At 67.7% G+C, this 22,930-nt stretch carries 25 protein-coding genes and 1 tRNA gene; 11 read left to right on the forward strand and 15 right to left on the reverse strand.

From position 1 onward, the window contains the following. Nucleotides 1-3 precede the first annotated feature (3 nt). A complete protein-coding gene (locus C5O27_RS02495; protein WP_127961837.1) occupies nucleotides 4-1,068 on the forward strand; it encodes an alpha/beta fold hydrolase in 1,065 nt (354 codons plus the stop codon). On the opposite strand, the gene C5O27_RS02500 is transcribed toward C5O27_RS02495, so the two are convergent. The 4 genes from C5O27_RS02500 to nth are packed head-to-tail and all read right to left on the reverse strand — an operon-like array spanning nucleotide 983 to nucleotide 4,540. Beyond that, nucleotides 983-2,176 (reverse strand): MarP family serine protease, encoded by a 1,194-nt coding sequence (locus C5O27_RS02500; RefSeq protein WP_006359032.1) that lies wholly within the window; start codon nucleotides 2,174-2,176, stop codon nucleotides 983-985. The two genes, C5O27_RS02495 and C5O27_RS02500, sit on opposite strands and share 86 nt — an antisense overlap. After that, nucleotides 2,176-3,003 carry an NUDIX hydrolase gene (locus C5O27_RS02505; protein WP_035754726.1) on the reverse strand — a complete coding sequence of 276 codons (828 nt, stop codon included), beginning with the start codon at nucleotides 3,001-3,003 and terminating at the stop codon, nucleotides 2,176-2,178. The genes C5O27_RS02500 and C5O27_RS02505 overlap by 1 nt, the downstream gene beginning before the upstream one ends. Then, nucleotides 3,000-3,740 (reverse strand): TlpA family protein disulfide reductase, encoded by a 741-nt coding sequence (locus C5O27_RS02510; RefSeq protein ID WP_006359030.1) that lies wholly within the window; start codon nucleotides 3,738-3,740, stop codon nucleotides 3,000-3,002. Before C5O27_RS02510 ends, C5O27_RS02505 begins: the two co-directional genes overlap by 4 nt. Next, nucleotides 3,737-4,540: an endonuclease III gene (gene nth / locus C5O27_RS02515; RefSeq protein ID WP_006359029.1), complete on the reverse strand. Its 804-nt coding sequence runs from the start codon at nucleotides 4,538-4,540 to the stop codon at nucleotides 3,737-3,739. The genes C5O27_RS02510 and nth overlap by 4 nt, the downstream gene beginning before the upstream one ends. 209 nt (nucleotides 4,541-4,749) lie before the next feature. Here nth and C5O27_RS02520 point away from each other — a divergent pair, with 209 nt between their 5' ends. Continuing rightward, nucleotides 4,750-5,010, forward strand: coding sequence for a hypothetical protein (locus C5O27_RS02520; protein WP_006359028.1), 261 nt, complete (start codon nucleotides 4,750-4,752; stop codon nucleotides 5,008-5,010). A 221-nt stretch (nucleotides 5,011-5,231) separates the two neighbouring features. Then, entirely contained in the window at nucleotides 5,232-5,906 is a 675-nt protein-coding gene (locus C5O27_RS02525) for a Crp/Fnr family transcriptional regulator (RefSeq protein WP_005194565.1), read from the forward strand. A gap of 162 nt (nucleotides 5,907-6,068) precedes the next feature. On the opposite strand, the gene C5O27_RS02530 is transcribed toward C5O27_RS02525, so the two are convergent. From C5O27_RS02530 to sp36, 7 genes are all read right to left on the reverse strand, one after another. Continuing rightward, the gene (locus C5O27_RS02530) at nucleotides 6,069-6,890 is read right to left on the reverse strand and encodes an MBL fold metallo-hydrolase (RefSeq protein WP_006359027.1); all 822 of its coding nucleotides are present in this window, start codon (nucleotides 6,888-6,890) and stop codon (nucleotides 6,069-6,071) included. Nucleotides 6,891-6,966: 76 nt separating this feature from the next. Continuing rightward, nucleotides 6,967-7,383 carry a DUF2628 domain-containing protein gene (locus C5O27_RS02535; RefSeq protein ID WP_006359026.1) on the reverse strand — a complete coding sequence of 139 codons (417 nt, stop codon included), beginning with the start codon at nucleotides 7,381-7,383 and terminating at the stop codon, nucleotides 6,967-6,969. A 97-nt stretch (nucleotides 7,384-7,480) separates the two neighbouring features. Then, complete coding sequence (locus C5O27_RS02540) at nucleotides 7,481-8,710, reverse strand: MFS transporter (protein ID WP_231499020.1); 1,230 nt, start codon at nucleotides 8,708-8,710, stop codon at nucleotides 7,481-7,483. 75 nt (nucleotides 8,711-8,785) lie between these two features. Continuing rightward, nucleotides 8,786-10,345: an MFS transporter gene (locus C5O27_RS02545; RefSeq protein WP_042378155.1), complete on the reverse strand. Its 1,560-nt coding sequence runs from the start codon at nucleotides 10,343-10,345 to the stop codon at nucleotides 8,786-8,788. 118 nt (nucleotides 10,346-10,463) lie between these two features. Beyond that, nucleotides 10,464-11,225 carry a TSUP family transporter gene (locus C5O27_RS02550; protein ID WP_127961838.1) on the reverse strand — a complete coding sequence of 254 codons (762 nt, stop codon included), beginning with the start codon at nucleotides 11,223-11,225 and terminating at the stop codon, nucleotides 10,464-10,466. A gap of 7 nt (nucleotides 11,226-11,232) precedes the next feature. Beyond that, nucleotides 11,233-11,706, reverse strand: coding sequence for a RidA family protein (locus C5O27_RS02555; protein WP_006359022.1), 474 nt, complete (start codon nucleotides 11,704-11,706; stop codon nucleotides 11,233-11,235). 2 nt (nucleotides 11,707-11,708) lie between these two features. Next, nucleotides 11,709-11,873, reverse strand: a complete 165-nt coding sequence (sp36, locus tag C5O27_RS02560; RefSeq protein WP_004022081.1) for a Sp36 family protein — start codon at nucleotides 11,871-11,873, stop codon at nucleotides 11,709-11,711. A gap of 43 nt (nucleotides 11,874-11,916) precedes the next feature. Between sp36 and bagA the strand changes: the two genes are divergently transcribed. Then, nucleotides 11,917-12,987 (forward strand): ATPase BagA, encoded by a 1,071-nt coding sequence (gene bagA / locus C5O27_RS02565; protein WP_006359021.1) that lies wholly within the window; start codon nucleotides 11,917-11,919, stop codon nucleotides 12,985-12,987. Continuing rightward, on the forward strand, nucleotides 12,987-14,081 hold the full coding sequence (bagB, locus tag C5O27_RS02570; protein ID WP_006359020.1) for an ArsA family ATPase: 1,095 nt from the start codon (nucleotides 12,987-12,989) through the stop codon (nucleotides 14,079-14,081). The genes bagA and bagB overlap by 1 nt, the downstream gene beginning before the upstream one ends. Before the next feature lie 87 nt (nucleotides 14,082-14,168). Here bagB and C5O27_RS02575 read toward each other — a convergent pair whose 3' ends face one another. Beyond that, the gene (locus C5O27_RS02575; RefSeq protein WP_035754718.1) at nucleotides 14,169-14,480 is read right to left on the reverse strand and encodes a WhiB family transcriptional regulator; all 312 of its coding nucleotides are present in this window, start codon (nucleotides 14,478-14,480) and stop codon (nucleotides 14,169-14,171) included. Between the two features lie 383 nt (nucleotides 14,481-14,863). On the opposite strand from C5O27_RS02575, the gene C5O27_RS02580 reads away from it, so the two are divergent. The 4 genes from C5O27_RS02580 to C5O27_RS02595 all read left to right on the forward strand — a co-directional run bounded on the left by C5O27_RS02580 (nucleotide 14,864) and on the right by C5O27_RS02595 (nucleotide 19,326). Then, entirely contained in the window at nucleotides 14,864-17,314 is a 2,451-nt protein-coding gene (locus C5O27_RS02580) for a penicillin-binding protein (protein ID WP_127963741.1), read from the forward strand. 83 nt (nucleotides 17,315-17,397) lie between these two features. Next, nucleotides 17,398-18,393 (forward strand): metallophosphoesterase, encoded by a 996-nt coding sequence (locus C5O27_RS02585; RefSeq protein WP_006359016.1) that lies wholly within the window; start codon nucleotides 17,398-17,400, stop codon nucleotides 18,391-18,393. A gap of 34 nt (nucleotides 18,394-18,427) precedes the next feature. Further along, complete coding sequence (locus tag C5O27_RS02590) at nucleotides 18,428-19,123, forward strand: haloacid dehalogenase type II (protein WP_006359015.1); 696 nt, start codon at nucleotides 18,428-18,430, stop codon at nucleotides 19,121-19,123. Between the two features lie 11 nt (nucleotides 19,124-19,134). Then, nucleotides 19,135-19,326, forward strand: a complete 192-nt coding sequence (locus C5O27_RS02595) for a hypothetical protein (protein WP_040004162.1) — start codon at nucleotides 19,135-19,137, stop codon at nucleotides 19,324-19,326. A gap of 104 nt (nucleotides 19,327-19,430) precedes the next feature. Here C5O27_RS02595 and C5O27_RS02600 read toward each other — a convergent pair. Beyond that, nucleotides 19,431-19,504: transfer RNA gene (locus C5O27_RS02600), tRNA-Pro, on the reverse strand. 200 nt (nucleotides 19,505-19,704) lie between these two features. Here C5O27_RS02600 and C5O27_RS02605 point away from each other — a divergent pair. Together C5O27_RS02605 and C5O27_RS02610 are read left to right on the forward strand one after the other, a co-directional pair. Beyond that, a complete protein-coding gene (locus C5O27_RS02605; protein ID WP_006359013.1) occupies nucleotides 19,705-20,130 on the forward strand; it encodes a DUF7144 family membrane protein in 426 nt (141 codons plus the stop codon). Nucleotides 20,131-20,272: 142 nt separating this feature from the next. Continuing rightward, nucleotides 20,273-20,887, forward strand: coding sequence for a lipocalin family protein (locus C5O27_RS02610; RefSeq protein ID WP_035754712.1), 615 nt, complete (start codon nucleotides 20,273-20,275; stop codon nucleotides 20,885-20,887). 31 nt (nucleotides 20,888-20,918) lie between these two features. Here C5O27_RS02610 and C5O27_RS02615 read toward each other — a convergent pair whose 3' ends face one another. Together C5O27_RS02615 and C5O27_RS02620 are read right to left on the reverse strand one after the other, a co-directional pair. After that, entirely contained in the window at nucleotides 20,919-22,172 is a 1,254-nt protein-coding gene (locus tag C5O27_RS02615) for a serine hydrolase domain-containing protein (RefSeq protein ID WP_127961839.1), read from the reverse strand. Nucleotides 22,173-22,361: 189 nt separating this feature from the next. Then, nucleotides 22,362-22,817, reverse strand: a complete 456-nt coding sequence (locus C5O27_RS02620; protein WP_127961840.1) for a helix-turn-helix transcriptional regulator — start codon at nucleotides 22,815-22,817, stop codon at nucleotides 22,362-22,364. Nucleotides 22,818-22,930 lie beyond the last annotated feature (113 nt).

Here is a 22,930-nt window from a genome sequence, read left to right on the forward strand (position 1 = left end):
GTCTTGAGCGAGGCACCTGACCCGTCGAGCGTTCGTCTTCCCGGCGACTGGGAGCACCTCGACGTCCGCGCCAACGGTGTCCGATTCCACGCGGTCGAACCGGCGGGGGTTCCCGCCGGCGACCGACCGCTCGTACTGCTGCTCCACGGCTTCGGCGAGTTCTGGTGGAGCTGGAGACACCAGCTGACCGCGCTCACCGAGGCCGGTTTCCGGGCCGTCGCGGTCGACCTCCGCGGTTACGGCGACACCGACAAACCGCCTCGCGGCTACGACGGCTGGACCCTGGCCGGTGACACCAACGGTCTCGTCCGCGCCCTCGGGCACACCAGCGCCACACTCATCGGCCACTCCGACGGCGGACTGGTCTGCTGGGCGACCGCCACCCTGCATCCCCGCGTCGTCGACCGGATCGTCGTGGTCGCGTCGCCTCACCCGCGGGCACTGCGTCGACGCGCGCTGCGTGACCGGGCTCAGCGGGAACAGTTCCTGAACCTCTTCCTGCGCAACCAGATCCCGCGCGTCGGCGAACGACAGGTCACCCGGGACGACGCGGCGTTCATCGCAGACTATTTCGCGCAGCGTTCGTCGTCGTCCTGGCGCTCCGGACCCGACTACGCGCAGACCGTCGAACTGAACCGGTCGGCGATGCTGATCCCCTACGTCGCGCACTGCAGTCTGGAGTACCGACGCTGGGCGTTCCGCTCCCAGTTCCGGCCCGACGGACTGCGTTTCATGGAGCTCATGGACCAGCGGCTACACCTGCCGGTCCTCGCCCTGCGCGGCCGCGACGACCCGTACATCCTCAGCGACGCCATCGCCGACGGCCGTCGGTGGGCGGCGCACCAGACCTACCGGCAGATCGAGGGCAGCGGGCACTTCGTGCACCAGGAGCAGCCCTCGGCGGTGACCGAGGCGATCCTCGAGTTCCTCCGGACCGAACCGGAGGCGACCAACGACGTGGCCACCGAGAAGGCGCGGCGGATCAGGCCAGCACGCACCTCTTGGTACTCACCCGCTCGCTTCGTCGCTCGGATTCGTCGAAGTCGGCGCGCACCTGACGGGCGGTGAGCACGAAGCCGGTCTCGTCGGCCACGTTCTCCGCCGCACCGAACACGACCCCGAGCACCTCGCCGTCCGAGTTGAGCAGCGGTCCACCGGAATTGCCCTGCCGGATCGATCCGCGCACGGCATAGACCTCACGCGTGACCTGACCGGTCCGGTAGATGTCGTCGCCGGTGTGGTTGAACGTCGACCGGACACGCAGCGGGCTGACGTAGAACGGCCCGGCCTCGGGGAAGCCGAGCGCGATGGCGTCGTCGCCGGTCGACGCCGGCCGCGAGGCGAATCTCAGTGCGGGCGCGCGGAGGCCGGGGACGTCGAGGACGGCGATGTCGGTGTCGCTGTCGAAGAGGACGACCTTCGCGGGGAGCCGTGCCCCGGTGGAGGTCTCGACCTCGAGGCGTTCGGTGCCGGCCACCACGTGGGCGTTGGTCATCACGCGCTCGGGCGAGACGACGAAGCCGCTGCCCTCGAGGGCCTGGCGGCAGCTCGGCGCGACACCCTCGATCTTGACGACGCTCGGACGCGCCTGGCGGACCACGGGCAGGTCGGCCAGCGCCGGGTCGGGCGGGTCGACATTGGTCGACGGCGTGCTCACGAACGGGAACTTGGGAAGCCCGGAACTGTCGAGGAGCGCTTTGAAATCGCCGGGCAGATCGTTGACCCACTGCGGCGACAGCACCTCGACGCCGGTCAGGACCTTGGAGTCGCGTACCGCCCCGGCGATGGCCGGGTCGGCGGAACCGCGCAACGGGATCGCCAGCAGTCCCGCGGCCAGGAGCACGGCCACGACCTGCAGGATCGAACCGACGCCACTGTCGATGGCCCGCAGTCCCGGCGACCGGATGCCGCCTCGCGCGGCCCGGCCCAACACCATGCCGGCCACCTCACCGATGACCACCAGCACGACGAGCACGGCAATCCCGACGAGCACCCGGACCTGCAGGTCGTCGAAACGCTCGATCAGATGCGGCGCAAGGAGCAGTCCCGCGACCGCCCCGAGCGCGACGCCGATGAACGCGAGCGCCGAGGCGACCGCACCGGACCGGTAGCCGCTGATCGCGGCGAGGAGCGCGATGCCGATGACGATGACGTCGACCCACGCGGACCCGGTCATCAGTTCGCACCGGGTCCGGCGTGGGCGTCGGGGTCGGTGGTCCCACGCGGATGGACCGCGCTGAAACCCGACTCCTGACGGTTGCCCGCACGTTCGATCATCTCGTCGAGCGGTCGGACATCGTTCTTGTCCCAGGGGCGGTCCCAGCCGGATGCATCGCTGATGGCCGCGATGAGTCCGCCGGTGAAGCCCCAGACCAGCAGACCGTCGACGAAGAAGGCCGGACCCTGATAGAGGCGGCCGCCCATCACCGAACGACGCACCTGGAAGCGGTTCTCGGGAGCGAGGAGCTCACGCAGGTTGATGCGGTCGACGCGGGCGGTCTCACCCGGATCGACGACCCTGACCTCGCTCGGCTCGCGCCAGTAGCCGATCACCGGCACGACGTCGAAGCCCGACGGCGGAACCGGGAAGGTCGGCAGGTTTGCCACGATGTGCACACCCGACGCGTCGAGACCGGTCTCCTCACGCGCCTCGCGCAGTGCGGTGCCTACCGGGAAGTCGTCGCCCGGATCAGCAGCACCTCCGGGGAAGGCGACCTGTCCGCTGTGCTGACGCAGGGTCGACGCACGTTCGGTCAGGAGCACCTCGGCGTCGGCGGGAACGCCGCCGGGATGATCGTCGGCGGCCTCCCAGGAACCGGAGAACAGAACCAGGACCGCGGCTGCGCGGCGGTCGCGCCGGAACATCTGGGCCCAACGGGTCCGGTCCCCGCCCCGATTGTTGACGCTCTCGGAGACAGCGCCGACGTCGCCGGTCATCGCATGCATCCACGGCGGGATCTCGTCGGGATGCACGAGCGGGCCGACGTGCGAGTCGTTGCTCATACGGTCACGCCCAGGTACTCCTCGACCGCGTCGGCGATCTCCTGCGGGCTGTCGAACACTCCGGGGTACACCTTGGCGATCGTGCCGTCGGGACGCAGGAAGACGGTCGACGGGAAGACCCGTGGCGCGGTGATGGCGGCGGCCACCCGGCCGTCGGGATCGAGCACGGACGGCAAGCGAACTCCGATCTCGGTGAGCAGTGTCAGCGGGAAGAACGGGTTGGTCCCGCCTTCCTTGGCATGGAGTGCCAGCACCGTGACGCGGTCGCCGGCACGAGCGGCGAACTCCTCGAAGTACGGCAACTCTGTCTTGCAGGGGCCGCACCATTGCGCCCAGACATTGACGACGAGGGGCTTTCCCGCGGTGGCAGCGCCGAGGTCGTACGGCGCGCCGGTCCCCAGACACGGTTCGACGATGCCGGCCAGCACCGAGTCCGGGTTCTCCGGCAGGCCCGTGACCGGGCAGTCGGCGAGCTCTGCGTCGGCCCGTGCCTGCGCCACGCGGGCCTCGTCGACCGGCGCGTCGAAGGGGCGTGGCCCGCTGACCGACGGCGGCGACCCGGTGGTCGGCGAAGGGGCGTCGCCGCGGGGCCAGATCGCGACGATGAGCGCGATCATCACGATGACGAAGACGAGGGTCCAGCGCGCAGCGGCCGGGAAGCGAGAGGTCGGCGGCGCGGGGGGTTCGGGGGAATCGGCGGGTTGCGGGGTCGCCGGTTCGGTGGCGTTGTCGTTCACGGGGCGGCGAGTCCCGCCAGTCGGAGCAGGTGCTCGGTCTCGGGGCCCTTGACCAGTGCGGCCGCCTCGGCCTTGTCCATCGGACCCGTGCCCACCGACGGGCAGTCCTTGGCGAGGATGCAGACCCCACACGCAGGCTTGCGGGCATGGCACACACGCCGACCGTGGAAGATCACGCGGTGGGACAGGTCGGTCCACTCCTTGCGTTCGATCAGTTCACCGACGGCGTGCTCGACCTTCACCGGGTCTTCTTCCTCGGTCCACTGCCAGCGTCGGACCAGGCGACCGAAGTGCGTGTCGACGGTGATCCCCGGGACCCCGAACGCGTTTCCGAGAACGACATTGGCCGTCTTGCGGCCGAACCCGGGCAGTGACACCAGGTCCTTCAACTTGTTCGGGACCTCACCGTCGTACCGCTCGACGAGGGCCTGGCCGAGTCCGATGATCGAGTTCGCCTTGTTCCGGTAGAAGCCGGTCGAGCGGATCATCTCCTCGAGTTCGGTGCGGTCGGCCTCGGCGTAGTCGCGGGCGGTGCGGTACTTCGCGAACAGCGCCGGGGTGGTCTGGTTGACCCGCACGTCGGTGCACTGAGCCGACAGGATGGTGGCGACCGACAGCTCGAGCGGGTTGGTGAAGTCGAGTTCGCAGTACACGTGCGGGAACGCGACCTTGAGGGTGCGGTTCATCCGGCGCGCGCGTCGGACCAGCCCGAGGTGGGTCTCCTGCTTGCGGGCCGGGGCCTGACCCACGGACGCAGCCTTACGTGCGCTCACGTGATTCAGGTTAGCGATGTCCTGCACGAACTCCGCTCACCACGGCCGTCGGTGACCGCCCCGACCCGCACGCCCGAGCCCATCACCGCAGGTCAAGGGCGTTGCTCCGGTTCCGGTGTGAGCTACCCGGCTCAATCGGGCGAAATAAGGGACGCAACCTACGGTCAGGTAACAAGTCAGTGACGTCGCCTTGTCCGATGAGGATTCTGCGGGGTCGATTGTGTTTACTTGTCCCCATGCATGGTCTCGCAGCACTGCTGTTCCCGGCTGTACTCATGCTCTTCGCCATGGGCATGGACAAGTTGCAGGCCCGGGTCGACCGCGTGTCCGTCTCGAACGACGAGGTCGACGAATTCATCGACCGCACGGGGTCCCAGAACGCCGGCAAGCCACCGCACGGTTCCGCGCCCGCCGAACTGCACGAGTTGCGGTTCCATCGCTTCGACCACGATCCGGCATCCGCCGAGCACGCCGCCTCGCCGCAGCGGGCCAGCTGATCCGCGAGCAGCAAGCGCACACCGTTCCCGACGCCTCTTTCTCGGTGTCGACAGCCCATCGGCGGCCGATGATCGTCGAATCGCCGCATCTAGTCCGTCAGACACACCCGTAATGCGCCGTCAGTGACCCATTCAACACATATGCTGGTTCGCGGGGTAGCGTATCCAAGGGCGCGATCTCACACGTGGCTGTAGCAAAGATTTCGAGAAAGGTTCCCTAGGTGGAAGAAGTACTGGCGCGGGCAGGCATATTTCAAGGTGTCGAGCCTTCTGCCGTCGCGGCGCTGACCAAGCAGCTTCAGCCCGTTGACTTCCCTCGTGGACACGTGATCTTCCATGAAGGCGAGCCCGGTGACCGGCTCTACATCATCATGTCCGGCAAGGTGAAGGTCGGCCGTCGCTCCCCGGACGGTCGCGAGAACCTGCTGACGATCATGGGACCGTCGGACATGTTCGGCGAGCTCTCCATCTTCGACCCGGGCCCCCGTACCTCGTCGGCGACGACGGTGACCGAGGTCCGCGCGGTGTCGATGGACCGTGACGCCCTGCGCGCGTGGATCAAGGACCGTCCCGAGATCGCGGAGCAGTTGCTCCGCGTGCTCGCGCGTCGTCTGCGCCGCACCAACAACAACCTCGCCGACCTGATCTTCACCGACGTGCCCGGTCGCGTCGCGAAGCAGCTCCTGCAGCTCGCGCAGCGTTTCGGCACGCAGGAGGGCGGCGCCCTGCGCGTCACCCACGACCTGACCCAGGAAGAGATCGCCCAGCTGGTCGGCGCCTCGCGCGAGACCGTGAACAAGGCACTCGCCGACTTCGCCCAGCGCGGCTGGCTGCGCCTCGAGGGCAAGAGCGTCCTGATCGCCGACTCCGAGCGTCTGGCGCGCCGCGCCCGCTGACCCTTGCTTCGCTCGTTCCTCGGGGAGCGAGTACGACAAACGTAAGAGCCGCTCGTTCCTCCGGGGACGAGCGGTTCTTGCGTTTGTCCAAAAGCGCTACCTGAGGCCAGGTGCGCTATCCACAGGTAGCGCCCCTGCGCCGAAGTCACGACTCTGCGGCCCTCAGGCGTGCCGCAGATACTCCAGCTGCGCCTTCACCGACATCCGCGCGGCCGGCCAGAGCTTCTTGTCGACGTCGGAGTAGACCCGGCGCACCACCTTCATCGGCTTCGCCTCGTGTGGAGACACGCCCATGTCGTCGAGGGCGGCCACGATCTGGTCGATCCGCTCCTCGCGGTGGGCCTTGTAGAACCGGGCGACCGGCACGAGATCGGGATGATCGGGGCCGTGTGCGGGAAGCAGTGCCGCACCGTCACCTTCGACGATCAGCCGGTTGAGGGAGTTCAGGTAGTCGCGCAGCCCACCGTCGCTGGGGTCCAGTACGGTCGTGCCACTTCCCAGGATGGTGTCTCCGGTCAGCACCGCGCGCTGGTCGTCGTGCTCGACGAGGAAGCTCACCGAGTCGCCGGTGTGTCCGGGTGTGTGCAGCACGGTGATCCGCAGCCCCGCGATCTCGATGACCTCGCGGTCGCGTAGGGGTTCGGCGTTCCGGCAGAACTTGTCGAGACGTGCGCGCACGGGCGCACCGGTGCGCTGGTGGAGACGCTTGACCCCACCGGTGTGGTCGAAATGCCGGTGGGTGATGAGGGTCAGTGCGACCCCGGGCAGTTCGGCGAGGCGTCGTGCGTGGTGCTTGTACTTCGGCGGACCGGGGTCGACGACGACGCACTCGTCACTGCCCGGCGCCCGCAACACGTAGGTGTTGGTGCCGTCGAGTTCCATCATCCCCGAGTTGTCGCACAACAGAACCGAGGCGAAGGGCGTGACCTCCCGCAGCACCCCGTAGGCGGGGTGTGTGGGAACGGCATCGTCGGAGTCGCTCATGACTCCGAGCCTATCCATTGCCGCCGACCCGGGACACACTGCTCCGCGCATCCGACCACGGTGAGTCGATCCGCGGTCAGCTCTTACTGCGCCCCATGCCCTCGAAGACGTTCCACGACCGGTTGTCGTTCCGGACGTGCAGGTACCACGCGTAGTTCGCGGTCGTCGCGTACAGCGCACCGACACCACACGCGATGGCCAGGTCGAAGCTGCTCGGGACATTCAGGGTCAACAGCACGAAGTTGAACACGAGCGTCAGTGCGAACAGCATCAGACCCTTGCGCCACATACCCTTCACGGCGAAGTAGATCGGTCCGAAGAAGAACGCCAGTGGATTGAACGCGAGCCGCGCGCGCTGCCCGAATGACAGCCGCTTCATCGCCTCTCGGGCGGGCGGGTCGGCGGGCGGTCCGTAGGCGTCGTAGAAGGCGAACCGGCTGTGCCAGCTCGGCGGTACGGCCTGATCACGGATGGGCTGTTCGGAGAAGGTCATCTTTTCCTGTTCCTCGACCCCCGACGACCGGGGTACCTTTCACGGACTACTCATCGGCCGCCTCGTTCACGCCCTCGGCACTGCCGTCGCTCGAACTCTAGGCCATCGCCGCCTGTCGTCGCCCGCGCGCACCGTCGACGACGACGTATACCGCGGTGACGACAGCGATCGTCCCGGCACCGAGGACGAGAGTCGCGTAGCCGAAAGCTCCCACCACGACCCCGGCGAGCGCGCCCGCCCCGGCACCCGCGAGACTCATCGACGTGTCCGAGACACCCTGTGCAGCAGCGCGTCTCGTCACGTCGACGGCATCGGTCAGCAGCGTCGACGCGGCAACCGTGGACGCCGACCATCCGATGCCCAGCACGACCAGCGCGGCGACCAGGCCTGCCTGGGAGTCGACGAAGACGAACCCGAGGACACAACTGACCACGAGCATCGCCTGGCCACCGAGTATCACCGGCACGCGTCCAACCCGGTCGGCGAGGACGCCCATGACCGGCGAGAGCGCGTACATCCCGGCGATGTGAGCGCTGATCGACAACCCCACGAGAGTCACCGACGCGCCACCGTGGTGCATGTGGACGGGCGTCAGAGCCATCACCCCGACCATCACCGCGTGTGCCGAGACCACCGCCGCCAACGCAGCTCGGGCGGAGGGGGATTGCACGATCGCCGAGAACCCATCCGCCAGAGACGGTCTCGACGTCGACTTCGGAGTCCCACGATTGGCCTCGATCAGCGGGTCGGGCCGCAGTCCGACGAGGAGTACTGCTGCGGCACACAAGCATCCGACGGCACCCAGCAGGAACGGACCTGCCATGTCGGCCATCCCGACCCATCCCGCGACCGTCGCCCCCAGCGGCACCAACGCGGGGCCGACGACGGCGCCGACCATCGTCATCCACACCACCAGCGACAGGTCTCGTCCGCGGGTCTCCGGTGCGGCCAGATCCGTTGCCGCGAAACGCGCCTGGAGGCTGACCGCGGTGCCCGAACCAAGTGCGATCATCCCGGCGAGCATCAGCAGGAACCGGCCCTGATCCACGCCGAAGGCCACGATCAGGGCACCCGTGGCGGCCACGAGCAGACCGGTGGTGAGCGCAGGTCGCCGCCCCCGCGCCGATGCCAGCGCGGCGAGCGGCAGACCGGCCGCCGCGGCACCGAGAGTCAGCACCGTGGCCGGCAATCCGGCCAGCGACTCGGTCCCGGACAGTTCCTCACCGAGGATCGCGCCGAGTGCCAGTGCCCCGCCCATGGACACGCCACCCAGGACCTGGACCAGGCACAGCAGGACGACGGTACGCCGCTGGATCGCGGCGTGCATCGGTTCGGCGACGGATTCACTCGGGGCGTTCACCCCCACAGCATCGACGTTCCGGCGCGACACCGCCACGTCATCTCAACCCGTGCGCCGCATGCGCAACGCGTTCAGGGTCCCGAGTGCACCCGCGGCCAGCGGGATCACCAGTGCCACCTGCAACGCCACCGGACGGACGTCGGTGTTGATCCGGATGATCTCGGCGCGGACGTCCGGTGGTTGTCCGGCGAGCAGCTCTGACAGTCGGGAGTTGCTCATGACCTGCGCGTCGTCGTCGAGCACCTGCGCGACACGTTGCTGCTCAGCAGGTTCCAGAACGGTGCTCGATTCCGACTCGGCGGTGAACCCGAACGCGAGAGACGCCAGCAGGACCGCACCCGCACAGGCCAGGCCGAAGGAGAGTCCGAACGAGCCGGCGGCGGAGTTCGTTCCGGCCGCCTCGCTCACCCGTTCTTCGCTCATCGGCCCCAGCGTGTAGTCGTTGAGTTGGGAGACGAGCAGTCCCAGCCCGGATCCGGCCACCAGGAGCGGAATGATCAGTCCCCAACCGAATTCGGCGCGGGGCACGATCGGGATCAGCACGGCGATACCCGCGGTGAGAAGCGCGAAGCCGAGGAGGACGATGGTCGACGCGGGCCGCTCGCCCGCCTTCCGGCCGGCGAGCAGCGCCACCGCGAACATGCTGAGCGACAAGGGCGCCAATGACAGGCCGGCCTGCATCGCGTCGTACTCGAGGACCATCTGCAGATAGATCGGCAGCGCGATCATGATGCCGCCCAGGGCGATCTGCTGGAGCAGTTGTTGACTCACCCCGATCCGGAACGGCTTGGAGCGGAACAGTTCCGGGTCGAGCAGGGTGGGCCGACCGGCTCGCCGCCGCCGGATCAGCCACCAGGTCAGACCCGCGAGCGCGGCGGCCCCGACCACCAGCAGTGCACCTACGGATTCCCCTCCCTCCTGCCACACCAGGATTCCGAGAACGATGCCACCCATGCCGATCACCGAGAGCAGGGCGCCGACGAGGTCGACGCCGCGCGGTCCGGTGAACTCGACATCGCGGACGAGTCCGATGCCGCACAACACGATCGCGATGATGACGGCCTCGCTCAGGAACGCGAGTCGCCAGGAGAGGTAGGTCGTGACGAATCCGCCGAGCAGCGGGCCGACCGCCGCCGCGATCGCCGCAGCCGCGCCGACGAGGGCGTAGACCCGCTTCTGGTCGTCCCCGGCAAAGTTCCCGTGAACAAGGGACTGCATCGCGGGCAACAGGAGAGACGCCCCGATTCCGCCGATGATGGCCCAGAAGACGATGACGGTCGTCAGTCCCTGGGCGAACACCATCGCCATCGCGCCGACGGCGTAGCCGAGCAGACCGAGGACGTACGCGCGGCGCCGGCCGATGAGATCGCCGATCTTGCCGCCGATCAGGATGAACGCCGCTGACACCAGGGCTTCGAGCGCGATCGCCGACTGCACCCCGCTGACGGTCGTCCCCAGGTCTCGGACGACGGCCGAGATCGAGACGTTCATGACCGACGTGTCGACGACCAGCACGAACATCGCCATCGCGAGCAGGAGCGCGAGGACCCGTTGCTTTCCCGACAGCGGCGCGGCGGTACCGGGAACCGTGGCATCGGTCATTCCGCACCGCCTCGCCGGCCGGCCGGCGAAGCATCGGGTGACGCATGCGACCGACCCGATACCGAGGATAGGTCCGCGGGCGGCCCCCGGGTCGGCGTTCGGTCGTCCGGTCGGCGGATCAGTCCGTGATCAGGTCGTACCCGAGCTTCCCGACCATCACCACGACGACGGCGAGCAGGACCCACCGGACGAAGGAACTGCCGCGTCCGATGGCCATGTGCGAGCCGATCTGGGCGCCGACGATGTTGGCCGCCGCGAGCCCGAGGCCCAAGAGCCACAGCACATTCCCCTGGAGTCCGAACACCGTCAGCGCGCCGAGGTTGGTGCCGGTGTTGATCACCTTGGCCATGGCCGAACTCTCCAGGAACGACGTCCCGACCAGCGCGGTGAGGCTGATGATGAGGAAGGTCCCGGTACCGGGCCCCATGACCCCGTCGTAGAACGCGATGACGACACCGGCGAGCACCAGACCGGCGAGCGTGGACAGCCGCGAACGCGGTCCCGCAGACGCGTCACCCCCGAAACCGGGGTTCAGCGCGACGAACAACCCGACGCCGACGAGCATCACCAGCACGATCGGCGTGAAGATCTCCGTCGGCAGCGAGATCGCCACCAGCGCGCCGAGAGCCGAGAACACGAGCGCGGCGACGAACACCGGCACGAGCCTGTGCAGGTCGATGCGTACATGCCCCACATAGCGCCACGCGGCCGACGCGGTACCGAAGACGGCGGCGAGTTTGTTGGTGCCGAGAGCCGTCGCCGTCGGCAGGCCGGGTTGCGCGATCAGCATCGCGGGGATCAACACAAGTCCCCCGCCGCCGACCACGGCGTCGACCCAGCCGGCAGCGGCGGCCGCGACGATCAGTAGCGCGACGTCCAAGGAGACGTCAGGCCACTTCGACGATGAGTTCCACCTCGACGGGTGCACCCAGCGGCAACTCGGCGACCCCGACGGCCGAACGGGCGTGCACGCCCGCGTCCCCGAAGATCTCGCCCAGCACGTCCGACGCACCGTTGATGACCTTCGGCTGCCCGGTGAAGCCCGGGGCGGACGCCACGAAGCCGACCACCTTGACGATGCGCACGACCGAGTCGATGCCGACCAGCGCGTGCACCGCGGCGAGCGCGTTCAGTGCGCAGACCCGTGCCGCGTCGGTGGCCTCATCCGGCCGGACGACGCCCTCGGCACCTTCGTGCACCTTGCCGTGTACCGAGAGTTCGCCGTCGACGATCGGGAGCTGGCCCGACGTGTAGACGAGGTTTCCGGTCCGCACGGCCGGCGTGTAGCTGGCCACCGGCGGCACCACGTCGGGCAGCGCGATGCCGAGTTCGGCGAGTCGATCTGTCCAGGTCGCAGCCATGCTCAGCCCTTCGGTCGCTTCAGGTAGGCGACGTGCTGCTCCCCGGTCGGGCCGGGCAGCACCGACACCAGTTCCCAGCCGTCGGCACCCCACTGATCGAGGATCTGTTTGGTTGCGTGCGTCAGCAGCGGCACCGTCACGTATTCCCACGCAGTCACTTCACTCATGGACTCACCCTAACTGCCGACGATCAATGGATAAGGTGTTGCGGTGGCCAATGAACAGGGCGCACGTTCCGGGGCGGGGGAAGGTCTCGATTCCGGCGTGACAGACAAGTCTTCAGTCACTGTCGACAACGAGTGGCCGGACGCGGCATCGCGCGCCCGGTTGCACTTCGTGTCGGGCAAGGGCGGAACAGGTAAGACGACGATCGCGGCGGCGCTGGCACTCGCGCTGGCCGCCGACGGCAAAAAGGTCCTCCTCGTGGAGACCGAGGGTCGGCAGGGCATCGCGCAGCTCTTCGACATCCCGCCGCTGCCGCCGACCGACACCAAGATCGCGACCGCCGAGGGCGGCGGCGAGGTGTCGGCGCTCGCCATCGACATCGAACATGCACTGCTCGAATACCTCGACATGTTCTACAACCTCGGCTTCGCGGGCCGGGCGATGAAGCGCATCGGCGCCATCGACTTCGTGACCACGGTGGCACCGGGTCTGCGCGATGTGCTGCTCACCGGCAAGATCAAAGAGCGCATCATCCACACCGACAAGCAGGGTGACCGCGTGTACGACGCGGTGGTCGTCGACGCACCGCCGACCGGCCGGATCGGCAACTTCCTCGACGTCACCCAGGCGATGGCCGACCTCGCCAAGACCGGTCCGATCCGCAATCAGAGCGAGGGCGTCGTCCGCCTGCTGCATTCGGAGGAGACCGTCGTCCATCTGGTGACGCTGCTCGAGGCGATGCCGATCCAAGAGACCATCGAGGCGATCGACGAGCTGCGCGGCAAGAACCTCAACCTCGGCAGCCTCATCATCAACCGGGTCAGTGCCCCGCACCTGCCCGCCGACGCGATCGACGAGATCGCCGAGGGCCAGATCGATGCCGGGCGCATCGAGGAGAACCTGAAGGCCGCCGGTGTGAAGCTCGCCGACGGCGATCTGTCCGGCCTGCTCACCGAGACGATCGAACACGCGACCCGCCTGCAGGCGCAGCAGATCGCGAAGGCGCAGCTCGACGAGGTGGAACTGCCGACGCTCGAAATGCCGTCCCTCGGCGACGGCGTCGATCTCGGTTCCATCTACGAGCTGGCCAACCTTCTCCAGAAAGCGGGTGCGTGATGCCACTCGATCTAAAGATGGGGGCGGTGCTGACCGACCCCGCGACCCGCGTCGTCATCTGCTGTGGCGCCGGCGGCGTCGGCAAGACCACGACCGCGGCCGCCATGGCGATGTACGCGGCCGAGCAGGGGCGCACGGTCGCGGTCCTCACCATCGACCCGGCCAAGCGGCTCGCCCAGTCGCTCGGGATGTCCGAGCTCACCAACGAGCCGCAGCCCGTGCCGATCGAGGGCAAGGGCACGCTCGACGCGATGATGCTGGACATGCGCCGCACCTTCGACGAGATGGTGCTCGAGTACTCCACTCCGGAACGCGCCGAGGCGATCATGGAGAACGCCTTCTATCAGACGGTCGCGTCGTCGTTCTCCGGCACGCAGGAGTACATGGCGATGGAGAAACTCGGCAAGTTGCTCGAGCGGGACCACTGGGACCTCATCGTCGTCGACACCCCGCCGTCCCGGAACGCACTGGACTTCCTCGACGCCCCGCAGCGCCTCGGCTCGTTCCTGTCGGGCCGTCTGATGAAGGTGCTGGTCGGCGGCGGACGCGGCGTGGGCCGCATGGTCACCGGCGCGATGAGCCTGGCGATGCGCGGCGTCTCCACCATCATCGGCGGCGACATGCTGCGCGACGTCGCGATGTTCGTGCAGTCCCTCGACTCGATGTTCGGCGGCTTCCAGGATCGGGCGCTGAAGACCTACGAACTGCTGAAGCAGCCGGGCACCCAGTTCGCTGTGGTGGCGGCGGCCGAGGCCGACGCCCTGCGTGAGGCCGCGTTCTTCGTCGACCGGCTGTCGGAGGAGACGATGCCGCTCGCGGGTCTGATCCTCAACCGGACCCACCCGAATCTCACCTCGATCCACGAGGAGGCCGCACTGGTGGCGCTCGAGTCGGTCACCGACGACCTGACTCGCGGGGTGTTGCAGATCCACGCCGATCGCGCCGCCACCGGAAAGCGCGAACTCCATCTGCTGCAGCGGTTCACGGCTGCGCATCCGCGGGTGCCGATCGTCGGGGTCCCGGCACTGCCGTTCGAGGTCGCGGATGTGACCGCCCTCCGCGCCGTGGCGGAGCAGATCACCGGACGGGGCTGACTTCCCTCATCATCGACCAACGACAATTCGGCTCGGCCGGCATCTGCCGGTCGAGCCGAATTGCCTTGGCTGAAGAGGTCTCGGTGATCAGACCGCGTCGGCGCGCTGGCGACGTCGCTGGGCTTCGAAGAACGCCGACCACGAGGTCACCTCGGGGTGCTGGCGCAGGAGAGCGCGACGCTGACGCTCGGTCAGGCCACCCCACACACCGAATTCGACGCGGTTGTCGAGGGCGTCTGCACCGCATTCGAGCTGTACCGGGCAGTGCCGACAGATGGTCGCGGCCTTGCGCTGAGCTGCTCCTCTCACGAACAGATCGTCCGGGTCTCCGCCTCGGCATCGTGCCTTGGCCACCCAGGCCAAGCGATCTTCTCCGGTAGAAACTGCCGCTGTCGCCATCCGCCACCCCTACTTGTCGTGTTCCGCATAGCCCCGAGCTCGGGACTCAACTCGCTGCTCAGACCACATTTACAACTCACTGTTAAGTGAGTCACATTCTGCACTCAATCTAGGGATCTGTGCTTGGGTGCGCAACCCCTGGAGCGCAACAAAGTGGGACCACCGTGCAAACTCATCCGATCGGAGGGTTGCGCTGACGCGCGGTCGGGGTTGCGCTGACGCGCGGTCGGGGTTGCGCTGACGCGCGGTCGGGGCTGCGCTGACGCGCGGTCGGGGTCGCGCCGACCCGGTGTCGGATCGTGTCCAGGCACAACGGTCCCCCACGGATCCCGAGGGCGAGGCTGGGCGATGTTCCGGCCGATCGCACGTATCCTGTCGGGGTGATGTCGAAGAAGCTGTGGTCACTGGCCTGGGCGAGCCTGCTGGCCGGCATTCTCGTCGCGGGCCTTCTCTATCCGGTGGCCAGTGGGGTCGGCGTCGTCTCCAACCGGGCGGCAGCGGCAGTCGAGAACGTCTCCTCCGAACTCCTGAACGGCACGTTGCCGGAGGTCACCACCATGACCGACGTCAACGGGAAGCCGATCGCGGTGCTGTTCGACCAGTACCGCTACCAGGTCGGATACAACGACATCTCGCCCGACATGATCCGCGCGATCATCTCCGTCGAGGACCGGCGCTTCCTCGAGCACGACGGCGTCGACTGGAAGGGCACGATCCGCGCCGCGCTGAAGAACTCGTCGTCGGGCGAGGTCCAGCAGGGCGCGTCGACGCTCGACCAGCAGTACATCAAGAACTATCAACTGCTCGTCCTGGCCCGCACCGAGGCCGATCGCCAGGCCGCGGTCGAGACGACCCCCGCACGCAAGCTGCGCGAGGTGCGTATGGCGCTCACGCTCGAGCAGACCCTCATCGACCAGGCCAAGCGCGACAAGGGCCTCGACGACGCCGCCGCCAAGCAGGAGGCGAAGAAGCAGATCGTCACCCGCTACCTGAACGTCGTCCCCTTCGGCAACAACGCCTACGGCATCGAAGCCGCCGCGCAGACCTACTTCGGCATCCCGGCCAAGGAGCTCCAGGTCGAGCAGGCCGCCATGCTGGCGGGCATGGTCCAGTCCAGTTCGGCGCTCAACCCCTACAGCAACGCCGAGGGCACGCTGACCCGCCGGAACCTCGTGCTGGACACGATGATCGACAACTTCCCGGAACGACGCGCCGAGCTGGTCGCGGCCAAGGAGAAGCCGCTGGGCGTGCTGCCGCGTCCGCGAACGCCGACGCAGGGCTGCATCGCCGCCGACAGCGAAGGCTTCTTCTGCGACTACGCGTTGCAGTTCCTCGCCGAGAACGGGATGTCGCGCAACTCCGTGCTGCGGGGCGGCTATGTCATCCAGACCACCCTCGATCCCGAGGTACAACGCTCGACGGATCGCGCGGCCAAGGCCCAGGCCAGCCCCACCGCCGACGGCGTCGCCGACGTGATGAGCACGATCCGGCCCGGGGACAAGTCCCATGACGTGCTGTCGATGGCGTCGAGCCGCCGCTACGGTCTGAACCTCGCCGCCGGCGAGACGATGCAGCCGCAGCCGTTCTCCATGGTCGGCGACGGCGCGGGCTCGGTGTTCAAGATCTTCACCGTGGCCGCAGCGCTGGAGAAGGGCCTCGGCGCCGGGTCGACGATCCCGGTGCCCGGGTTCGTCGCAGTGGAGGGCATGGGAAACAGCGCGGGCGCCAACGGGTGTCCGGAGAACTCCTACTGCGTCAAGAACGCCGGGCGCTACCCGGCGGCGATGTCGGTGACCGATGCGCTCGCGCAGTCGCCGAACACCGCCTTCGTCAAGCTGCTGCAGCAGGTAGGCGTGAAGCCGGCCGTCGACATGGCCGTCCGCCTCGGCCTGCGTTCCTACACCGTGCCCGGCTCGTCGGGTTACGGCGACAAGAGCATGGCCCAGTACGTCAAGGACGGGAACTTCGGCTCGTTCACCCTGGGGCCGCTGCCCATCAACGCGCTCGAGCTCGCCAACGTGGCCGCGACGATCGCCTCCGGCGGTGTCTGGTGCCCGCCCAACCCGATCAAGTCGATCAGCCGGGTGAAGCGCGATCAGTACGGCAACCCGGTGATCGGACCCGACGGGCGGCGTGCCCTCACCTCGGTCCCCTTCAACTCGCCGGGCTGTGAACAGGTCGTCGACAAGGGACTCGCCGACACCCTCGCAATCACCATGAGCAAGGACGACGTGGGCGCGGGTACCGCTGCGGGTGCTGCGGGTTCGGCCGGCTGGACGCTGCCGATGTCGGGCAAGACCGGCACCACCGAGGCCTACCGGTCGTCCGCGTTCGTCGGGTTCACCAACCAGATCGCGGGTGCCGCCTACGTCTACAGCGACGGCCCCAACCCGCAGGGTGTGTGCACCAGCCCGCTGCGGTCCTGTTACGACGGCAACGTGTTCGGCGGTATGGAACCCGCACGCACGTGGTTCCAGGCGGTGAAGCCGGTGGCCACGAAGTTCGGTCCGGTCCGGCTGCCCCCGGTCGACCGCGAATACTGGCGCGGCAGCGATCGCGGCCGAATCCCGCAGGTCAGCGGCCTGACCGCCAGCGAGGCAACCTCGCGGCTCCAGCGGGACGGTTTCAAGGTCAACGAGCTCGAGGTCGACAGCGGCCGCCCGAAGGGCACGGTCGTCTTCACCGCGCCGTCGGATTCCGCGATGCCCGGCAGCACCGTGACGATCTACGTGAGCAACGGTCGACGGGCAGGCGGCGACAGCGGCAACGGTCCCACCGAGACCACCGTGGTGGTTCCGGGCGTCGGGCCTGTCGTCATCCAGCTGCCCGGCTGAGCGCCTCCATCTCTGACGGTGGGTCGCCCGTGCGGCCCACCGAAGGGGGTGGGCATGCGCTCGGAGGTGCGTATTCTGAACAGATGCAGCACTCCGAACTCGACTTCCGCTCACGCCTCGGTTCGGCCGGTTCCGGGGTCGGTTCGCGCGCACTCGTCGGCGCCGCGGGGCTGGCCGCCGCCGGCCTCGTCTACTCGACCGTCATCGAGCGCAACGCCTTCGCCCTGCGGCACACGACGCTGTCGGTCCTCGAGCCCGGCGCCTCTCCCCTGCGGGTCCTGCACATCAGCGACCTGCACATGATGCCCGGCCAGAGACTCAAGCAGGCGTGGATCTCCGAGCTCGAGGCGCTGGAACCCGACCTGGTGGTCAACACCGGGGACAACCTCGCGCACCCGCAGGCGGTGCCCGCGGTGATCCAGTCGCTCGGCGGTCTCCTGTCACGGCCGGGTCTGTTCGTCTTCGGCTCCAACGACTACTTCGGCCCCAAGCCGAAGAACCCGTTCAAGTACTTCCGGAAAGACCACCAGCGCACGCACGGCGAACCCCTCCCCTGGCAGGACCTGCGGGCGGCGTTCACCGAGCGCGGCTGGCTCGATGCCACGCACACCGTGCGGGAGCTCGAGGTCAGCGGCGTGCGCGTGGTCGCGGCCGGTGTCGACGATCCGCACATCGAACGGGATCGCTACGAGACCGTCGCCGGACGCCCCAACCCGCTCGCACACCTGCGCCTGGGCCTCACGCATTCACCCGAGCCCCGGGTTCTCGACCGCTTCGCCGCCGACGGCTACGACCTCGTGATGGCCGGCCACACCCACGGCGGGCAGCTGTGCCTACCGTTCTTCGGCGCGCTCGTCACGAATTGCCACATCGACCGTTCCCGGGTGAAGGGGCCGTCGAACTGGGGGTCGTCGATGAAGCTGCACGTCAGTGCCGGTCTGGGTACCTCCCCGTATGCGCCCGCACGTTTCTGCTGCCGTCCGGAGGCCAGCCTGCTGACCCTCACCCCGGTCTCGCACGGCGACGCCGACTACGACGCCGACCAGTCGCTGCCGCAGCTGGCCCGCGAAACCCTGTGACGGGCAAGCGAACACGCCGGGAGCGCGCCGACTCGTGAACTCCCTCGGGGTGAAGGTCCTTGCGTTCGACACCTTCGGGACGGTCACCGACTGGTTCACCGGGATCTCCGGTGCCGTCGCACACACCGTGCCTGACGTCGACGCCGCCGACTTCGCCCGCGAGTGGCGTCGTCGCTACTCACCTATCCTCGCGCGCGTCGAGGCCGGAGAGCTCCCCTGGCGCCGTCTGGACGATCTACAGACCGACACCCTCCACGAGGTCGCGGCGGCCTTCGACGTGACGCTGGACGCCGATCAGAGCCGCGCGCTCGTACGTGCGTGGCGGGTCATCCCGGGTTGGCCCGACGCCGCCGAGGGGATTCGTCGACTCAAGCGGGACTTCATCGTGTGCGCGCTGAGCAACGGCACCGTGGCGTTGCTGACCGACATGGCCCGGCACGACGACTTCGCGTGGGACGTCATCGGCGGTTCCGACCTCTGGCGGCATTACAAACCCGCGCGCGAGACCTACTGCGGCCTGGCCGAACTCCTCGAGGTCGAACCGAACGAGGTGATGATGGTCGCGACGCACCAAGCCGACCTCGACGCCGCACGATCCTTCGGCCTGCGCACCGCGTTCATCGAGCGTCCGGACGAGTGGGGCGGCGAACCCAAGGACGATTCCGGGTCACCCGACAACGATTTCCACGCGTCGGATCTGCTGGACCTCGCCCGACAGCTGGGTTGCTGAGCGGCACCGACATGACCCTCGACGATCTGCGGCGCTGGGAGGACTCCGGGGCCGGCTGGCGGGTCGTCCACCGCGGCCCGGAGGGCATCACGGTGAGTCTGGTGCGCTGCGACGGCGGTGAAGAGGTCGACCGGTTCGTCAGCGACGACCCGACGATCGTCGCGCACGTCGGCGGTCGCACCTCCTCCGAGCAGGACGCCTGAGGACCCGGAAAACGAGGAAACCCCGGCCGCATCTCTGCGGACCGGGGTCTCACTGCTTGTGTCTCAACCAACACATCTTGGTGACCGACCGTGGTCGATCTCTGTCGGGGTGGCGGGATTCGAACCCACGACCTCTTCGTCCCGAACGAAGCGCGCTACCAAGCTGCGCCACACCCCGTGTGTAGCCTGCGATAGCTTATACCGGCCCCCCGCCGAGTACTAAATCGCCTGGTCAAAGATGTGCCCGAAGTGAGCGAAACGCTGTGGTATCCGGGTCGGACGTCCCATTCTTGGTTAAGGTCCACCCGCAACAACCCCCCGCGCCGTCGCTCAGGATCACTGGGCGCCGGCGTTCACCCCACACGAAAGGACGCCATCATGAGCGCCTCCCCCGATCAGCAGGCGAACTCGTCCGCCAAGCAGGGCTTCGCCCTCGGGATCTCGATCGTCGCCGCGGCCCTGCTGTTCGTCGCCGGCCTGGTCTCGGTCTTCCAGGGCATCTCGGCGATCGCCAACGACGAGCTCTTCGTCGTCGGCCGCAACTACGTCTTCGAGTTCGACCTCACCGCGTGGGGCTGGATCCACCTGATCCTCGGCATCGTCGGCATCCTCATCGCCGGTGGTCTCGCGGTCGGCGCCGACTGGGCGCGCATCGCGGCCATCGTGATCGCCTCGCTGTCGATCATCGCCCAGTTCCTGTGGCTGCCCTACTACCCGGCGTGGGCGATCCTGATCATCGTCCTCGACCTCATCGTCATCTGGGCGGTCTCCACCTGGAACCCGAACAACGCCTACAACCTGTAATCTTCCGCTCCACCAGCGACGACGCCGGCCGACGAGGCCTGCAGGATGCCCACGACCCATCCGTGACCCGCTGTGGTCCGAACCCCTGGTCAACAGCCCGTTGGGGCTCGACGGAGATGATCGGGCCACGAAAGGAAACACCATGCGCGTCACACGCACCCTCGCAGCCCTCGTGGCCGGCATCGTCGTCGGTCTCGGGTTCGTCATCGGAACCGGTTCGGCACAGGCCGCACCCCTCGCCCCGGTGGAGAAGGTCGACATCGACCGCTACCTCGGCAAGTGGTGGCAGCTCGCCACCGTTCCCTCGTTCTGGGGAGTCACCTGCGCCAAGGACACCAACGCCTTCTACACCCGGATCGACGAGAAGACCATCGGCGTCGACAACCAGTGCACCGGACCGACGGGCATGAAGGGCGGAGTGCTCGGACGCGCCACCGTCGTCGACACGAAGTCGAACGCCCAGCTGAGTGTTCGGTTCCCGCAGACGCCGGCGAGCATCAACCCCAACGGGGCGCCGAACTACATCATCGCCCACATCGAGGACGGCGAGAACCCGAACGGCCCCTACAAGTACTCGATCGTCGGCGATCCCAGTCGCGCCTCGGGATTCCTGCTCTCCCGCGACAAGGTCGTCACCGACGCCGAACTGCGTCGCCTGACGAAGGAGATCGAGAAGGTCGGATTCAACCCGTGCACGTTCCTCGTCTCACCGACCACCGGCGGCCGCAGCGACTACTCCCCGCTCTGCACGATCTGAGGATCCGTCCCATAGGCCGTCGGCGGGCCCCTCACCGTGCTGGTGGTGTGTCCGCCGGGGTGTTGTAGATGTGCTGTAGCAGTCTCGCCATCACGGTGAACGCATTGTCGACGTCCTGTGTGACTGAGAGATTGGTCCAGACGACCATGCTGACGTCGTTCGCCTCGTCATGGACCGCCATCGTGTTGAAACCGGGGAGCTGGCCCTCGTGATAGGTGAGGCGGTTCTCCCCGAACCGGACCTCGGTGATCCCGTAGCCGTAGAACACCCGGGGATCCTCGTCGTGCTGGATCCGAATGCTGTCCCACCACAGCTGCTGGTTGGCGTCGTCGAGAAGATCTCCGCCGACGAACGCCTTGATCCAGGTCATCAGGTCGTCGGCGGTCGAGACGACGCCACCGGCCGCCCAGGCCCACGAGGGGCTCATCACCGTCACATCGTTGGGTAGCAGGGACCCGGCTCTCGCCGCCGCGGTCTCCTCGGGCGTCATCGGCTTGTCCGAGACCTGCAGCGGGCCATACTGATATCCGTGCGAGAACGGCGCCGAGAGGGTCGTGTCGGTCGCGGCGGGAAGCGAGGTACGGGTCAGGCCGAGAGGCCCGAAGAACCGGTCGGCGAACACCTGCGCGAGGGACTTGTCCTCCGCCTTCTCCACGACCAGGCCCAGCCGGACGGTGTTGGTGTTGGAGTAGTCGAACTGCGTGCCCGGCGCGAAGCCCGAGGGCTGGGAAAAGCCGAGGGCCAGGAGCTCGGACGGGGCCCACACCTTCGTCGGATCCGATCCGAAGGCAGCACGGAATCCGTCTGTGTCGAGGTAGTTGTGCAATCCACTGCGCATGCTCATCAACTGCGCGATGGTGATCTCGGAACCCTCGGGAACGCCGAGGACGTATTTGTCGATCGGGTCGTCGACGCCGATCTTCCCTTCCTGGATCAGCTGTAACACTGCGGCGACGGTCATCGTCTTGGTGACCGATCCGATCCGGAACTGGTCGGCGACCGCGCGCGGGATGTCATCACCCATTGTCGTGGTGCCGGCCGAGACGGTGTACGTGCCTGCCGGGGTTTGGATCAGCGCGAGGGCGCCGGGTACCAGGAGTTCCTCGATCGTGTCGTCGAGGGTTGCGGTCATCGCCGCGACATCGACCTGTTTGAGTTCGGGATTCGTCTCCGTCGCCGAGCCATCGAAGGAGCACCCGGACAGGACCAGGCCACACGCGACGATGGAGACGAGCGGTGCACGGCCGCGCGTCCGTACCGGCAGCCGACATCGGAAGCTCTTCACGCTGTACGCCTTGCACCGGCCCGCTCCATGACGGACGTGCGATGTAGTCGTATCACGCGAGAGGGGCCACCGTGCCCAAATCCGACACTTCCGGCATCAGCTAGTGGGGTGCATCGACTCATGATGGCCCCGAACGGCGGCGCCATACGGTTTCGGCGCAAGCACCCAAAGTGCTTGCGCCGAACTCTCTTAACTGGCTTCTGCGTCGGCCGCCATTGCGGTGCGCCGGAATTCGTCGGGTGTGAGACCGAACTTGGCGCGGAAGCGGTTGCGCATCGTCGCCGTCGAGGCGAAGCCTGAAGCATGGGCCACCGCTTCGAGTTTCAGGTTCCCCGGGCCGGTCAACAGTCGGCGCGCCCACTCGAGACGGCGGTCGGCGATCATCTCGGCCAGCGACGTCGGGCCGCCGGCGAGAACGCGGTAGAGATGCCGGCGACTCACGTGAAGGTGCCGTGCCACTGCCTCGACACTGAAATCTGGGTCGCGGAAATTACGCTCGATGAGGTCGGTGACCGCGGCGCGTAGATACCGCTCACTGGTACGCAAGTCGGACACCCCGTCACGAGAAACGCGTTCACTGTGCGAAACACGTTCCGGCGCAATGCTCATCACTTGCCCGTCACCACCATTGGGACCTGCGCCCACCTGATTCCTTTCACAAGAGTCCCCTCCGACCCACAACAAAGATTACCGACGGGTCGCCCCTCGGTCTTGAGCCTTTGGTCCCAAATCGACAGGTCTTTGTCACGGGATTGTGC

It is taken from the genome of Gordonia alkanivorans (assembly GCF_004011905.1).
In the GTDB taxonomy this organism is placed as follows: Bacteria; Actinomycetota; Actinomycetes; order Mycobacteriales; family Mycobacteriaceae; genus Gordonia; species Gordonia alkanivorans.